A 17,203-nucleotide genomic window follows, 5' to 3' on the forward strand; every position below is an offset into this window, starting at 1 on the left:
AGCCAATAAGCCTCGTGAGAAGCGTACTTAATAGAAAAATGTTAAAAAGAAAATACTAATTACAGATGAGTAATTAGATTTGAGTTATCTATCCAATATTTCGATTAATGAATCGAACATTAAGTAGAATTTAGCACCTTCATAGTAAATCTAAGGGTTGCTAAGGCTTCAGCGAGTCTATCTCTCCACCTTTCTTGATAACATTTCGGAAATTTTTTAATACAAATTTTTTCGTTACTTCCATATTTTTAAATCCGCATTTACAAAAGTAAACTGTGGTGTTAAAAATATTTTGTGTCTGCAACTTTGAGATTAAAAATTTTTCCTTTTCAGTAAGTGTTTGAACTTTGTGAGCACAAATATTGCATCACAAAAGTTTAATATCCAAATTTTTTTAAGCTTTTTTTATTTCTTTTTTTTGAAATCCGTAAAATATCTATGCATAATTTTCAAGATACTTGTCTTTGATAACCTGGCCTACAGGCTTATTTTCAATTTTACTTTCTAGCCAAGAAATAATATCTAAATATAAAAATGCACGACGTTCATATGGATGATCTTCATATTGCTTTAAAACTTCTAACAGTTTTTTGAACTCTTTTTTAAGGTCTTGCGGATAAATATCTTGTAAACCTCTAATGAATTTTATCATCTCTTTTTGCACTTCATGCAAATCATTCATCTTAATTAAAAACTTATACGTACTTCTCAGCAAGGTTTCTAAATGATAATCTAAACCTGCTTCATAATGCGCTACAAGATTTAAAACTCTAGAAAAACAGAGTAAATCTTCTCGCATAGAAAGTGTTTTATTGGATATAATTTTATCTAAATATCTAATACATTCTTTATTATTTCCTGCTCCAAAATGCATACTTGCAAACTTGTAATAGAAAACCATTTTATGATGTGCATCAATTTTAGTTTTGAATGGGATTAATTCCTTTTCAATTTGTGGAATAAGCGACAAACCCTCATTAAAACTACCATCGATGAAGTGTGCATTTATTTTATGAAAATTAGTGTAAAGAAAAACTAAGGTTGCTACATTTTCGTCTTTAGGAAAATTATCTGCATTTGCTGTAGTTTGAAACTCGGTTAATTTTTCAATAAACTTAGGCTTATTTCTAATAAAAAAGATGGCTTCTAAAAGGTAATTATTTCCTTTTAAAAAGAATACTGGATTTAGATTTATCATACTTGGATTCTGATAAAATAAATCGACCCATTTGGAAGCATATTTATAACAATTTAAAAAATCTTGCAGTAAAAAACTATACCATAAATGTGCTTTATAAAACCATAATTTCTCTCTAAAGCCTACTTTAGTTATATCAAACTTAGGTAGTCTTTTATTGAAATAATCGGTTACTAAAAGGCTTTCTTCTTCGTTTTTAACATAACCCGTTTTTAAAATAATACTGTACAGTTGCAGGGATAAATTTGATAACTTACTAGCAATAACATTTAAAGAACTTATCTCTTTTGCTTGCATAGCAAGCTCATCTGCACGCGTACTTATACTTCGTGTTATGTATTGGGATTCTATTATTTTTTCTAATTCAATAATCTCAAAAGCAGCATTCTTTTCTTCATTAATAATTGCTAATTCTTTTGCTTTATCGAGTATTTTTAAACTTTGCTTATATAATCCTTTATGATATAAAATAGAAGCAAAATCTAATTGTTCTCTAATTTGAGAACGTATATTTTGGTGCGAAGGATTTAGTTTTAAGCTAATTAAAATTTGCTTGTACAAATGTGCTTTTACATTAGCAATCTGCTGTTTTTTAACAATACCACTTTTTATAATAGCCGTTTCATCATATCCTGAAGCCTTATCCAATAAATTAAATAATTTTAAAAATTTAGAATCTGAATTCACCCCAAGTCTGCCCACGTACAACTTAAATTGTCGCTTTTCAGACTTAGTTAAAGATTTAACTAATAAAAATAAATTATCTTTTTGTTCTTTAGTTATCAATAGAATATTCTTTTAACTATTTGATTTTCAGTGTTTTGAATTTGGTTTGTGCTTTTGAGCATCGTAAAAGTAAATCAAAAACAAATAATAATACCCAATCAAAATATAAATTCGTAATACAATACTAAAAATATATTTTGATATATGTCAAATAATAATATACAAATCTTCGATACAACACTGCGTGATGGGGAACAAGTTCCTGGTTGCAAACTGAACACAGAACAAAAAGTTGTAATTGCAGAACAGCTAGACGAACTTGGAGTAGATGTCATTGAAGCAGGTTTTCCCGTCTCTAGTCCAGGCGATTTTAAATCTGTTCAAGAAATTGCGAAAATTGTAAAAAACGCTACCGTTTGTGGTTTAACTAGAGCTGTAGAAAACGACATAAAAGTTGCTGCCGAGGCATTAAAATATGCTAAAAAACCAAGAATACATACAGGTATTGGCACATCAGACTCTCATATTCTACATAAGTTCAAGTCGAATAAAGAAGCGATAATAGAACGTGCTTATGATGCTGTAAAATATGCAAAGTCCTTTGTTGAAGATGTAGAATTTTACGCAGAAGACGCAGGAAGAACAGATAACGAATATTTAGCAAGAGTTTGCGAAGCTGCCATTAGCGCTGGAGCAACTGTTTTAAATATCCCAGATACTACAGGATATTGCTTACCGAGTGAATATGGCGCAAAAATCAAATATTTAAAGGAAAACGTAAAAGGCATTGAAAAGGCAATTTTATCTTGTCATTGTCATAACGATTTAGGTTTAGCGACTGCTAATTCTATTGAAGGTGTTATAAATGGTGCACGCCAAATTGAATGTACTATTAACGGTATTGGTGAACGTGCAGGAAATACGGCTTTAGAGGAAGTCGTCATGGTATTAAAACAACATCCATACCTAAATCTAGATACCAATATTAAAACCGAAATGCTTTACGGAATCAGTCAACTAGTTTCTGATAGCATGGGAATTTACACACAACCAAACAAAGCAATTGTTGGCGCAAATGCTTTTGCCCACAGCTCTGGAATACACCAAGATGGTGTTATTAAAAATCGTGAAACTTATGAAATAATTGACCCTAAAGATGTTGGCGTAACAGAATCTGCTATTGTTTTAACAGCAAGAAGTGGTAGAGCAGCTTTAGCGTATAGATCTAAAAATATTGGTTATGAATTAACCAAATTGCAATTAGATGAAATTTATGCAAGTTTTTTAACTTTTGCCGACAACAAGAAAGAAATTAATGATTCAGATATTCATCAAATCATTGAAGCAAGTAAAGTATACCAACAAATAATTAGCGCATAGTTAATTAAAATTACCGCTTTCGCGGAAAACAAATATGAGTAAGAAAACACTATTCGATAAGGTCTGGGATGCACATGTGGTAGATACTATAGAAAATGGTCCACAGGTACTTTATATAGACAAACATTTAATACACGAAGTAACAAGTCCGCAAGCTTTTAATGAATTAGAAGATCGCGGAATTCCTGTTTTTAGACCAGAACAAATTGTTGCTACAGCAGATCACAATACACCAACACAAAATCAAGATCAACCGATTAAGGATGAATTATCTAGAAAACAACTAGAACAGCTATCTATTAATTGCGAAAAAAATAATATTACACTGTACCAATTAGGACATAAATACAATGGTATTGTGCACGTAATGGCTCCAGAATTAGGTTTCACACAACCAGGAATGACGATGGTTTGTGGCGATAGTCACACCTCAACACATGGTGCTTTTGGTACTATTGCTTTTGGAATAGGAACAAGTCAAGTCGCACAAGTTTTTGCTAGCCAATGTTTATTACTTACAAAACCAAAAAGCTTAAGAGTTTCGGTAAACGGAAAACTGAAAGCTGGCGTTTTACCAAAAGATGTTATCTTATATATTATTTCGAAACTAGGTACCAATTCTGGAACCGGATATTTTTGCGAATATGCAGGAAATGTTTTTGAAGAGATGAGCATGGAAGGAAGAATGACCGTTTGTAATATGAGTATTGAAATGGGCGCTCGAGGCGGAATGATTGCACCAGACCAAACCACTTTTGATTATGTAGAAGGAAGAGAATTTGCTCCAAAAGGAGAAGATTTCGATAAAAAAGTAGCCTATTGGAAAACGTTACCAACAGACGAAGGCGCTACTTTTGACCAAGAATATTTTCTAGATGCAGCAGATATAGAACCAATGATTACCTATGGTACTAATCCTGGAATGGGAATTAAAATTACTGAAAACATCCCGACAGAAGACAATGCTTCCTTCAAAAAATCTTTGGAGTACATGAACTTTAAAGCTGGAGAAAGCTTAATAAACAAACCTATTAATTTTGTGTTTATAGGAAGCTGTACCAATTCTAGAATTGAAGATTTTAGAGTGGCGGCAAATTACATAAAAGGAAAGCAAAAAGCCGATAATGTTACTGCTTGGTTGGTTCCAGGAAGTAAACAAGTAGAAGCTCAAATTATAGAAGAAGGATTAAAAGATGTTTTTGATGCCGCTGGATTTGAATTAAGACAGCCAGGTTGTTCTGCATGTTTAGCTATGAATGATGATAAAATTCCGCAAGGCGAATATTGCGTTTCTACTTCTAACAGAAATTTTGAAGGACGACAAGGACAAGGTTCTAGAACCATTCTTGCTAGTCCGTTAGTAGCAGCAGCAACAGCAATTGCGGGAAAAATAATAGATGTAACACAAGAGATTGAAGAATTAGAACTTGTTTAAGATTTAATTCGGAAAAAGACCAAACAGGTTTTATAAATAAAAGAATAACTAATTAAAAGAGATTCCTGTTTTCGCAGGAAGTTGAGATGGAAAAATTTACAACATTACAGTCTAGAGCAATTCCGTTACAAATTGAGAATGTCGATACCGATCAAATTATTCCTGCGCGTTTTTTAAAAGCGACAGATAAAAAGGGATTTGGCGACAATGTTTTTAGAGATTGGAGATATAAAAAAGATGGATCTGTAAACGCAGAGTTCGCACTTAATAACGATAATTACTCAGGAACTATTTTAGTAGCTGGAGATAATTTTGGTTGTGGCTCTAGTAGAGAACATGCTGCCTGGGCTTTAACCGGTTATGGTTTTAAGGTAGTTGTTTCTAGTTTTTTTGCAGATATTTTTAAAGGAAATGCTTTAAATAATGGTTTGCTACCTGTTCAGGTTAGTGAAGGGTTTTTAAAAGAATTATTAAATACTATTGAAAATAATCCGGAGACTGAAATAATTGTTAATTTAGACGCGCAAATTATTTCGGTAGAGAACAGTAATGTATCGGAAGCTTTTGAAATTGACTCATACAAAAAAACCTGTATGATTAATGGCTATGACGATATTGACTATTTACTTAGCAAAAAAACAGAGATTGAAGCCTTTGAAAATGCAACTAGCATATAAGCGCGTTAGCGATTGCAGTGGCATCCTTTTTGAGGTACAAAAAAAGATATAACGAAAAGCGCGACCTTTAGGTAACGCAAAAAAATAAAAACTAATTAAGATTGTAGGGAGAGGTTCCTGCTTTCGCAGGAAATAATATGAAACTAAACATAGCAGTTTTACCAGGAGATGGTATTGGCCCAGAAGTGACAAAGCAGGCAATTAAGGCTTTACAAGCAATTGCTTTAGAATTTGATCATTCCTTTTCATTTACGCATGCTTCTGTTGGAGCGATTGCCATTGACGAAACCGGAAATCCGTTGCCAGAAGAAACATTAGATGTTTGTGAAGCAAATGACGCCATTTTATTTGGTGCGATTGGAGCTCCGAAATACGATAACAATCCAGATGCAAAGGTGCGTCCAGAACAAGGTTTATTGCGTTTACGTAAATCCTTAGGTTTATACGCAAACATTAGACCTGTAAAGGCTTACGAAACTTTAATTGACAAATCTCCTTTGAAAAAAGAGATTATTGAAGGTACAGATATTAGTATCTATAGAGAGTTAACTGGCGGAATTTATTTTGGTGAAAAACAATTAAGTGAAGATGGTAATACGGCTTCGGACTTATGTTTATACACCAGAGTAGAAATTGAACGCATTGCACATTTAGCCTTTAAAGCTGCAGGGTCGAGAAGAAACAAAGTGACTTTAGTAGATAAAGCAAATGTTCTGGAAAGTTCTAGACTTTGGCGAAAAGTGGTTAAAGAAGTTGCTACAGAATATCCTGAGGTTACTCTAGATTTCTTATTTGTAGATAATGCTGCCATGCAAATGATTTTAAACCCAAAACAGTTTGATGTTATTTTAACAGAGAATATGTTTGGCGATATTATTAGTGATGAAGCTAGTGTAATTGGTGGTTCTATTGGTTTATTAGCTTCGGCATCTGTTGGCGATAAATATGCCATGTTTGAGCCTATTCACGGTTCGTACCCGGAAGCTACCGGAAAAGGGATTGCAAATCCAATTGCTTCTATTTTATCTGCTGCCATGTTATTAGAGCATTTTGATTTATTTGAAGAAGCAGAATTAATTAGAAAAGCGGTTGAAAAATCGTTACTTCTTAATATTACAACGCCAGATTTAAATACAGAATACAGCAATGTAACGACATCTAAAGTTGGTGATTTCATTGCAGATTACATTTCTAACCCTAAAGATTCTAATCTTAATTTCAACAATATACATTTAGGTCAATCTACTATCATATAACATATGTCTACACAACCAAAACTTACAAGATTTAATCAAAACGTACTATCAAAATACCAGATATACAATAGTATTTTCATGACGCTGCCTTTTGATTCGATTACAAAGACAGGTGTTTTATTGCCATTGTTTCATGAAACTTGTAAAAATGGTTTTGAAAATGGAGAAGACCCAACCACTATTGTAAATACCTTTTTTAAAAAATATCAAGCACGAAGATCGTCTGACAGTCAGATTAGTTTGTTGTTTAAATTTATTCAATATATAGAACGTCAGGTCGTATTATTTGATGCCATTGAAGATGCTGCATTTCCTATAGTGAATAACATGGACGGAATTGGTACTTTAAGAAGTTTAAAGGAGACCGCTTCTGCAGAAGGCAAACTAGAAACGCTTCAGAAATATCTGGAAGAATTTAAAGTCCGAATTGTTCTAACGGCACATCCTACGCAATTTTACCCGGGTTCTGTTTTAGGAATTATCACGGATTTAACCGAAGCTGTTAAGGAAAACGACTTGCTTCGTATCAATGATTTATTGGCACAATTAGGAAAAACACCTTTCTTTAAACACGAAAAACCTACACCTTATGATGAGGCAGTAAGTTTAATTTGGTATTTGGAGAATGTATTTTATAAATCCTTCGGAAGCATTTACGATTATATTCAACAAAATATTTTCGACGGAAAACAAATAGATAACGACATTATAAATATTGGTTTTTGGCCTGGAGGAGATAGAGATGGAAACCCATTTGTAACTCCAGAAATAACACTTAATGTTGCAAAAAGATTACAAGAAACCGTAATTAAAAATTATTATAGAGACGCAAGAAGGTTAAGACGAAAGCTTACTTTTCATGGTGTGGAAGATAAAATAGCTTCGATTGAAAAAGCCCTTTATAAAATGATTCTTAATGAAAAATCTAATTTAACCTTAGATCTTTTGGTTTCCGAATTAAAAGAAATTAAACAAATTATAATTGATAAGCATCAGTCGCTTTATGTAAGCGAAGTGAATAGTTTATTGAATAAGGTTCACCTTTTCGGGTTTCATTTTGCGAATTTAGATATTCGTCAAGATAGCAGAAAGCATGACCAATTCTTTAACGATATGGTGCATGCTTTAATTACAAATGGAAGCGATATTTTTCCGAAAAACTATCACGATTTATCAGAAACCGAGCAAGTACAAATCTTATCTAAAGTAAAAGGAAGTGTAGACCTATCTTTAATAAAAGACGAAGAAACGTTAAAGGCTTTAAACACCATGAAAGCCATCAAAACCATTCAGGATTCTAATGGAGAAAAGGCTGCAAATCGCTATATAATTAGTAACAACCAAACGACATTAAATGTCATGCAATTGTTTGCTATGCTAAAACTAGTTGCTTTTCAAGATGAATTAACGGTGGATATTGGACCACTTTTTGAAACAATTACCGATTTACAAAATGCGCCTGCAGTTATGGAAGCGTTATATACCAATCCGGAATACGCCGCTCATTTAAAAGCTAGAGGGAACAAGCAAACTATTATGCTTGGCTTTAGTGATGGAACAAAAGATGGTGGTTATTTAATGGCAAACTGGGCAATTTATAATGCCAAAGAAAACCTAACTACCATTTCTAGAAAGTATGGCATAACTGCTATTTTCTTTGATGGTCGCGGTGGACCTCCTGCACGTGGTGGTGGAAAAACGCATAATTTCTATGCCTCTTTAGGACCTACTATTGAAGACAAAGAAGTACAATTAACCATACAAGGACAAACGATAAGTTCTAATTTTGGAACCTTAGATTCGTCGCAATACAACCTAGAACAACTGATTACTTCTGGAATTCACAATAGCTTTAGTGAAAACAGTTTAAGCATGCTTCCTGAAAACAGAGAAGTCATGAACGATATTGCCAAACTAAGCTATGATGCCTATGTAAAATTTAAAGCACACCCTAAATTCATTTCTTATTTAGAACACATGAGTACTTTAAAATACTACGCAAAAACTAATATTGGTAGTCGCCCATCGAAAAGAGGAAAAGCGGAAGGTTTGGTTTTTGAAGATTTAAGAGCCATACCATTTGTAGGATCTTGGAGTCAATTAAAACAAAATGTACCAGGATTTTTTGGTGTTGGTACTGCATTAAAAAAATATGAAGATGCTGGCGAGTTTGAAAAAGCACAGCACTTATTTAAAACATCCGATTTCTTTAAAACATTAATAGAGAATAGTATGATGTCTTTATCTAAATCGTTCTTCGATTTAACGAAATACATGTCTGAAGATCCTGAATACGGAGAATTTTGGAACGTAATATACAACGAGTATGAAACTTCAAAACGTCTTATTTTAAAACTTACCGGTTATAAAGAATTGATGCAAGAAGAGCCTGCAGGAAAAGCATCTATTGCTGTTAGAGAATCTATAGTATTGCCGTTATTAACGATACAACAGTTTGCTTTAAAAAAGATTCAAGAACTTGAAAAAGCCGAAGTTAGAGATGAAGAGCAACTTAAAATTTATGAAAAAATAGTAACACGTTCCTTATTTGGAAATATAAACGCAAGCCGTAACTCTGCCTAACCTAATTATTTTATTGTTAGTCTAATTAAAAAAACCTCGAAACATTACGTTCCGAGGTTTTTTCTAACAAACAATTAAACTAAACTTAATATTCATACGAACCAACAATATGGGACTTAGTACCCATTTCATTTTATGAACATCAAAACTTTCTAATTCTTCTTCGTACTGAATATATAAATCTTTAAAAAGAATAATATCCGTACTATCTTAATATCTTGGAGCCTTTCTCTCCTGTTCTAATTCTGTAAATTTCATTTACTGAAGAGACAAACAACATACCATCACCATCTTCACCAGAGTTTGCAGATTCTAGAATTGCCTTTATAGTTACCTCTTCAAAATCATCATTAACAATAATGGTCAAATAACATCTTTCTATTTTATTAACCTCATTTGTAATCTGACTTAAAACGGTACTTTCTTCTTTATCAATTCCCACTCCTGTAACATCCCAAAAAGAAAAAAAATTGACACCTACATCGTGTAATGCTTCTTTAACAATGGTAAACTTAGATTTTCTAATAATTGCTTCTACTTTTTTCATTGTATCTAATTTCAATTTCTTTTAAAACAAAAATAATAGTCCTAGGAAATAGTTTCTAGGACTATTATTTGATTTAAAATAGTATATTTTATTAACCTCTTTCTCTCTTTCCTGGATAAGCAATCTCACCATGTTCGGAAAGATCCAATCCAATTGTTTCTTCTTCCTCGGTAACACGAAGACCTAATGTAGATTTTAATATTTTCAAAATAATAAATGATAAAACAATAGCCCAAACAGCATAAGCTAAAACCCCTGTTGCTTGTACACCTAATTGACCAAATCCTCCGCCATTAAATAAACCAATTCCAGTATCACCATCTATTCCCCAAAGTCCGATAACTAAAGTTCCCCATGCACCACATACACCATGCACAGAAGCAGCTCCAATTGCATCATCAATTTTAAGTTTCTTTTCAATAATTTCAATAGAAAAAACAACTATGATACCTCCTATTAATCCGGCAAAAATAGCTCCTACTGCAGACATATTTCCACAACCAGCAGTAATACTTACTAAACCAGCTAATGCTCCATTTAAGGTTTGTGGTAAATTAGGTTTTCCATACCAAATCCATGTAGTAATTAAAGCCCCTAAACCACCTGCTGCTGCAGCTAGATTTGTAACTAAAACAACTGTAGAAGCAGCAGTAGCATCAGCACCACCCCAAGCAAGTTGTGAACCACCATTAAATCCAAACCATCCTATCCATAGAATAAACACACCTAAAGTTGCAAGAATTTGATTGTGTCCTGGAATAGAAAGTACTTTTCCATCTACAAATTTTCCAATTCTTGGACCTACCATAAAAGCAGCTACAAGTGCAGCCCAACCACCAACAGAGTGTACAATAGAAGAACCTGCAAAGTCAATAAATCCTAGTTCGGTTAACCAACCAGAACCTTGCCATTGCCATCCACCAGCTATTGGATAAATTAAAGCTGTCATTAATATAGAAAATATAGCATAGGTAGAATACTTAGTTCTTCCTGCAATAGCTCCAGAAACTATAGTTGCAGCTGTTGCGGCAAACATGGTTTGAAAAAATAAATCAGCACCTTCTCCTTGCATTAATCCGCTCCAGAAAAACCATCCGTTAGAAGTATCTCCATACATTAAAGAATAACCAACTAACCAATATGTTAATGATCCTACACAAATATCAAGCAAGTTTTTCATTGCTATATTTGCTGCATTTTTTGAGCGCGTCATCCCTGTTTCTACAAGTGTAAAACCAGCCTGCATAAAGAAAACTAAGATACCCGATATTAGCATCCATAGCATTCCCATATCTGCATTAATAGCAGATACCGCTTCTTCTATATCTTTTGTTGTAGCAGCCACAACTTCTTGCGTTGCGACTAGATTTGGTAATATTGTTAAAAAATAATCCATAATAATTGTTTGTAGTTAGTTATTATTTAATTAAAACTGGTAGATAGCAGCCATTGTAAATGCAGCAAAACTTTTAGTGCTTTCTAAATCACTATCTGCATATACTTCTTGCGAGTTACTATCTAATCTTAATTCTGGTTTTATCGTTAAAGCTTCATAAGTATAGCTTCCTGTTAACGTAAGTGCAAGTACATCTTGATCATCTACAGAAGTATCTGCATCACTTAACCAATCAAAGTATTCTCCTCTTAAACCAATAGAAAATTTATCGGTTGCAGCAAATTGCGGATAAATAGCAGCTCCCATAAAACCTTCACCATCATTATCTGCATACGCAGCATTTAATCCTAAGTAGAAAGAATCGGAAACATCAAATCCACCGGTATAATCTATTTCAAAACCTAAAACCTCATTATCATCATAGTAGAAGTTTAAAAATTGTCCGGAATACCCTAATTGCGCACCGAAAGCATAACCTCCAATATAATTATTGTTCACATCTGTTGGATTCATAACCGCAAGCATTAAGCTAAAATCATCTGATAAAGCAAAGTCTGCCTTTAAACCAACATGAGAAAACGGTCCGCTAGAAAACAAATACGAAGTACTATAGTTAAAGTTTCCTGTTGGAGAAATTACTTCATAACCTAAGTATGTATTAAAACGACCTAAAGTTAAAGTAGTACTTTCGGTAACATTCCAGTATGCGTATAATTGATTTAAATTATAACCACCAATTGCAGCATCACCTCTTGGTCCAAAAACTAAATCGGCAACAACTCCTGTTTTCTCACCCTCATACTTAGCAATAATATTTGCCATACCTAAAGCAAAACCTGTTTCATCTGCAAACGAAGTTCCAAAAGATTGAAAAGCATCACCGTCCGCTCCAAAAATAGCTTTATCACTTGAAGTTAAATTGGATTGATAATAAGCATCTACACTTCCTTCAAAAGAAAACTTCTTTTCTTTTTTCTCTGTTTCTGTTGCTTTTTCTGTTTCTGTAGCTTCTTGTGCAAAAAAGTATGATGATGATAACACCATAACGGATAGAAATAATTTCTTCATAAGTATATAATTTAGTTAGTATTCTGACTCAAACCTATATAAAAAACAATTTAACCCCTAAATTTTAAGGGGTTAAATATTCATTTTTATGATTAAATCAATTTTAACCCTATTTTTTATAGGGCAAAATAAAATAAATACACTTTTATTCGTAATTCCATATTTACGAAAAAGCATTATTTTCATCATTTAAGCTTTTTTATTAAATTATATTCAATGTTTCTGTTTTAACGAAAACGTTTTCGTAATAAAAGCTTGTTTTTATTAAGTATTATTCATTGCTTATTTATTAGTTATACTACATATTATTGCTGAATTTTCATTTAGAACCCACTAAATTATCGATATGAAAAAAGTGTTTACTCCTTTTTTTATATCGAATAATAGCTTCTATATTAGAGACATAATAAGGCCTTAAAAGCCTTTAAATTTGAATCATTATGCTAAAAAAACAAGGACTTTATTTACCAGAATTTGAACACGATAATTGTGGTGCAGGATTTATATGTAGCTTAACAGGAAAACGATCGAACGACATCATCCATAAAGCTCTTGAAATTTTAGTTAAACTAGAACATCGTGGCGCGGTAAGTTCTGATGGTGTAACAGGTGATGGCGCTGGAATCTTAATCGATATTCCTCATAAATTTTTTAAGATTTTTTGCGAATTTGATCTACCAGAAGCTGGAGAATATGCAACCAGTAATGTATTCCTTCCTAGAAAAGAAAACCAACGCCAATATTGTATCGATGTTTTTGAAAAAGAAATTCAAAATCAAGGCCTTAAATTAATAGGCTGGAGAGACGTACCTGTGAATAGTGATGTATTAGGTGAAATTGCAAAAGTGACAGAACCTTTTGTAAAACAAATATTTATAGGAAAGGAAAACGATACACAAACCGAAAGAGAATTCAACATCAAATTATATGCTGCACGAAAAATTGCAGAACATACTATATATGATTCTAAATTATCGGAAGCTAAATTCTTTTACCTACCAAGCTTATCTACTAAAATCATTATTTTTAAAGGCTTATTAATGCCGGAACATATTAATGAATATTATTTAGATTTATTTAATTCCGCTTTAGACACTAGATTAGCATTAGTACACCAACGTTTTTCTACCAATACATTCCCTACTTGGGATTTAGCACAGCCATTTAGATACATCTGTCATAACGGAGAAATAAACACCGTAAGAGGTAACGTATCTCGTATGTTTTCTCGTGAGGAAATCATGGAAAGCCCATTATTTGGTGATGATATTAAAAAGATTATCCCAACAGTTTTAAGAGGAAAATCAGATTCTGCAACCTTAGATATGGTTGTCGAATTATTATTAATGACAGGTCGCTCACTTCCAGAAGCGATGATGATGCTTGTACCTGAAGCTTGGGAGAAAAACCCAAATATGTCAGATGCTAAAAAAGCATTTTACGAATACAATTCATGTCTAATGGAACCTTGGGATGGACCAGCTTCTATACCATTTACAGACGGTAATTTTATTGGCGCTGTTTTAGATAGAAACGGATTGCGTCCTTCACGTTACACCGTTACCAAGCAAGGAAATGTTATCATGTCTTCAGAAACTGGAGTTGTAGATATTGCTCCTGAAAACATAGAATTCCATGGTCGTTTAGAGCCAGGAAAAATGTTTTTAGTAAACATGAGCGAAGGTCGTATTGTTAACGATGAAGAGATTAAAGAAGAAATTGCAGCCAAACATCCTTACAGAAAGTGGTTAGATGAAAATTTAGTACACCTTCGAGATATTGAAGCTAAAGAAGGCCATATTAAATACGACGAAATCGAACTTAAAAAACGTGAAGTTGTTTTTGGTTATACCGAAGAAGATTTAAATACCATTATTCGCCCCATGGCACAATTAGGAAAAGAACCTATTGGATCTATGGGAAGCGATACTCCTATTGCTATTTTATCGGAAAGACCACAACTAATCTATAACTATTTCAAACAGTTATTCGCTCAAGTTACCAATCCGCCTTTAGATGGTATTCGTGAAGAATTAATTACAGATATTAGTTTAACACTTGGCAGCGACGTCAACATATTCGACATTAATGCCGAGCATTGTAAGAAATTAAAAATTCAGAATCCGGTTATTTCTAAACATGATTTAGATAAAATTAGAGATTATGATACGAATCCCGATTTTAAAATCGAATCTATTTCGATGTTATATGAAGTAAATCGCGGATTAAACGAACTGGAAGTTGCACTAGAAAATTTAGTCACTAAAGCTTCCAAAGCGATAGATGAAGGCGCAAATATTATTATTTTATCTGATAGATTTGTAGACGAAAATCATGCACCAATTCCTGCGCTTTTAGCTTGTTCTTACGTGAATCATGCTTTACACAAATTAGAAAAACGTTCTCGAATTAGCTTAATTATTGAATCTGCAGAACCTCGTGAAGTACATCATTTTGCACTACTATTTGGTTATGGCGCAAGTGCTGTAAATCCATATATTGTAAATGAAATTGTTCAGAAACAAATCAACAATGCAGATCTTACCGATTTAGAATATTTAGCTGCTATTAAAAATTACAATAAAGCAGTTGGTAAAGGAATTCTGAAGGTGATGAACAAAATAGGAATTTCCACTTTAAACTCTTATCGTGGTTCTCAATTATTTGAATGTATCGGAATTAAAACTTCAACAGTTGAAAAATATTTTCCAAATACACCAACGCGTATTCAAGGTATTGGATTAAGAGAAATTGAGCAAGAAATTGTGAAACGTCACAAAAGAGCTTTTCATAAAAATACAGAACCAGAAATTGAAGTTGGAGGAGAATATCGATGGAGACGCGGACAAGAAAAACACATGTTTAATCCGTTAACCGTTGCGAAACTTCAAGAATCGGTAAGAACCAATAAAGCCTCTACTTTTAAGGAGTTTTCAGATTTAGTTAACAACCAATCTAAAAACCTAATGACTATTAGAGGGTTGTTTGAATTTGACCAATTTGACCCAATTCCTTTAGAAGAAGTAGAACCTTGGACCGAAATTGTAAAACGTTTTAAAACTGGAGCCATGTCTTATGGTTCTATTAGCAAAGAAGCACATGAAAACTTAGCCGTTGCCATGAACAGAATTGGAGGAAAATCTAATTCTGGTGAAGGTGGAGAAGATCAAGAACGTTTCTACAAAAGCTCACAAGGAGATTGGAGAAACTCGGCAATCAAGCAAGTAGCTTCTGGTCGTTTCGGAGTTACCTCTAACTACTTAACAAGCGCAAGCGAAATTCAAATAAAAATAGCACAAGGTGCAAAACCTGGTGAAGGCGGACAATTACCTGGACCTAAAGTAAATCCGGAAATTGCAAAAACAAGAAATTCAACTCCTTATGTAGGATTAATTTCGCCGCCACCACATCACGATATTTATTCAATAGAAGATTTATCCCAATTAATTTACGATGTAAAATCCGCAAACAGAGAAGCTAGAATTAATGTAAAACTAGTATCTGAAATTGGTGTAGGTACCGTTGCAGCAGGAGTTGCTAAAGCTAAAGCAGATGTTATTCTAATTGCTGGTTTTGATGGAGGAACAGGAGCAACACCTTTAACTTCACAAAAACATACAGGTTTACCTTGGGAACTTGGTGTTGCAGAAGCACAACAAACTCTAGTAATGAACGACCTTAGAAATCGTGTAGTTTTAGAGTGTGACGGACAATTAAAAACGGGGCGAGATGTAGCCATCGCATGTTTACTTGGAGCAGAAGAATTTGGTTTTGCAACCGCACCTTTAGTAGCTTCCGGATGTATTATGATGCGTGTGTGTCATTTAAATACGTGTCCAGTTGGTATCGCAACGCAGAACCCAGACTTACGTAAAAAGTTTAAAGGAAAACCAGAACACGTAGTAAACTACATGTATTTTGTAGCACAAGAATTACGTGAGATTATGGCGAAACTCGGATTTAGAACCATCAACGAAATGGTTGGACAATCTCAAAAACTAAATAGAAACAAAGCAATTGATCATTATAAATCTTCAGGAATTGACTTAACTCCTATTTTACACAAAGTAGAAGTTGCTGAAGATGTACAATTATATAATACCTATTGTCAAGACCACAACTTGAATGTGCACTTAGATTTTAAAATTATCAAACAAGCACATCAAGCGTTATTTAGAAGACAAAAAACAAATTTAGAAATGCCTATCACAAATATTGATAGAGCAGTTGGTGCCGTAATAAGTAACGAAATTTCAAAAATTTATGGCGCAGACGGCTTACCAGAAGACACTATAAATATTGATTTCACAGGTTCTGCAGGACAGAGTTTTGGAGCATTTGCTACCAAAGGTTTAAAGTTTACCGTTCATGGAAACACCAATGATTACCTAGGAAAAGGTTTATCTGGAGCGAAACTAATCATTAAAGTCCCAGAAAAATGCACCATTGTTCCCGAAGATAATATCATCACAGGAAACGTAACTTTATATGGAGCAACCTCTGGTGAAGTTTATATAAATGGAAAAGCAGGAGAACGTTTTTGTGTTAGAAATTCTGGTGCAAAAGCAGTTGTAGAAGGTATTGGTGATCACGGTTGTGAGTATATGACTGGTGGTGTTGCCGTTATTCTTGGTACTGTTGGTCGAAATTTTGGAGCAGGAATGAGTGGTGGAGTTGCTTATGTTTTAGATGAAGATGAAAACTTCCAACAAAACTGCAATTCGGAAGATTTAAATATCGATCCATTAGAAAATGAAGTAGACATCCTTCAGTTGAAAGAATTGATTGAAAATCATCTAGAAGCAACAGGAAGCCCTTTAGCAGCACGAATTTTAAAAGACTGGAATAATTATCTTCCGAAGTTTAAAAAAGTGTTACCAGAAGAGTACAGACAAGCCTTAGTGAGATTAGAACAAGAACAATTAGAATTAGCGTAA

General features: G+C 33.4%; 10 protein-coding genes and 1 riboswitch. Of the genes, 6 read left to right on the forward strand and 4 right to left on the reverse strand.

From position 1 onward, the window contains the following. Positions 1-81 precede the first annotated feature (81 nt). A riboswitch (SAM riboswitch) is annotated at positions 82-204 on the reverse strand. A gap of 232 nt (positions 205-436) precedes the next feature. Next, positions 437-1,981: a hypothetical protein gene (locus AMD28_RS08000; RefSeq protein WP_055444336.1), complete on the reverse strand. Its 1,545-nt coding sequence runs from the start codon at positions 1,979-1,981 to the stop codon at positions 437-439. A 147-nt stretch (positions 1,982-2,128) separates the two neighbouring features. On the opposite strand from AMD28_RS08000, the gene AMD28_RS08005 reads away from it, so the two are divergent. From AMD28_RS08005 to AMD28_RS08025, 5 genes are all read left to right on the forward strand, one after another. After that, entirely contained in the window at positions 2,129-3,304 is a 1,176-nt protein-coding gene (locus tag AMD28_RS08005) for a 2-isopropylmalate synthase (protein WP_083478267.1), read from the forward strand. Between the two features lie 34 nt (positions 3,305-3,338). Beyond that, positions 3,339-4,739, forward strand: a complete 1,401-nt coding sequence (gene leuC, locus AMD28_RS08010) for a 3-isopropylmalate dehydratase large subunit (protein WP_055443630.1) — start codon at positions 3,339-3,341, stop codon at positions 4,737-4,739. 86 nt (positions 4,740-4,825) lie between these two features. Continuing rightward, positions 4,826-5,416, forward strand: a complete 591-nt coding sequence (leuD, locus tag AMD28_RS08015) for a 3-isopropylmalate dehydratase small subunit (protein WP_055443631.1) — start codon at positions 4,826-4,828, stop codon at positions 5,414-5,416. A 137-nt stretch (positions 5,417-5,553) separates the two neighbouring features. Further along, positions 5,554-6,672, forward strand: a complete 1,119-nt coding sequence (gene leuB, locus AMD28_RS08020; protein ID WP_055443632.1) for a 3-isopropylmalate dehydrogenase — start codon at positions 5,554-5,556, stop codon at positions 6,670-6,672. A gap of 3 nt (positions 6,673-6,675) precedes the next feature. After that, positions 6,676-9,255, forward strand: a complete 2,580-nt coding sequence (locus tag AMD28_RS08025) for a phosphoenolpyruvate carboxylase (RefSeq protein ID WP_055443633.1) — start codon at positions 6,676-6,678, stop codon at positions 9,253-9,255. Between the two features lie 205 nt (positions 9,256-9,460). On the opposite strand, the gene AMD28_RS08030 is transcribed toward AMD28_RS08025, so the two are convergent. From AMD28_RS08030 to AMD28_RS08040, 3 genes are all read right to left on the reverse strand, one after another. Beyond that, on the reverse strand, positions 9,461-9,802 hold the full coding sequence (locus AMD28_RS08030; RefSeq protein ID WP_055443634.1) for a P-II family nitrogen regulator: 342 nt from the start codon (positions 9,800-9,802) through the stop codon (positions 9,461-9,463). A 91-nt stretch (positions 9,803-9,893) separates the two neighbouring features. Then, positions 9,894-11,198, reverse strand: coding sequence for an ammonium transporter (locus tag AMD28_RS08035; RefSeq protein WP_055443635.1), 1,305 nt, complete (start codon positions 11,196-11,198; stop codon positions 9,894-9,896). Between the two features lie 30 nt (positions 11,199-11,228). Next, the gene (locus AMD28_RS08040) at positions 11,229-12,266 is read right to left on the reverse strand and encodes an outer membrane beta-barrel protein (RefSeq protein WP_055443636.1); all 1,038 of its coding nucleotides are present in this window, start codon (positions 12,264-12,266) and stop codon (positions 11,229-11,231) included. Positions 12,267-12,706: 440 nt separating this feature from the next. On the opposite strand from AMD28_RS08040, the gene gltB reads away from it, so the two are divergent. Beyond that, positions 12,707-17,203 carry a glutamate synthase large subunit gene (gltB, locus tag AMD28_RS08045; protein ID WP_055443637.1) on the forward strand — a complete coding sequence of 1,499 codons (4,497 nt, stop codon included), beginning with the start codon at positions 12,707-12,709 and terminating at the stop codon, positions 17,201-17,203.

The organism is Lacinutrix himadriensis (assembly GCF_001418105.1).
GTDB classification, from domain to species: Bacteria; Bacteroidota; Bacteroidia; order Flavobacteriales; family Flavobacteriaceae; genus Oceanihabitans; species Oceanihabitans himadriense.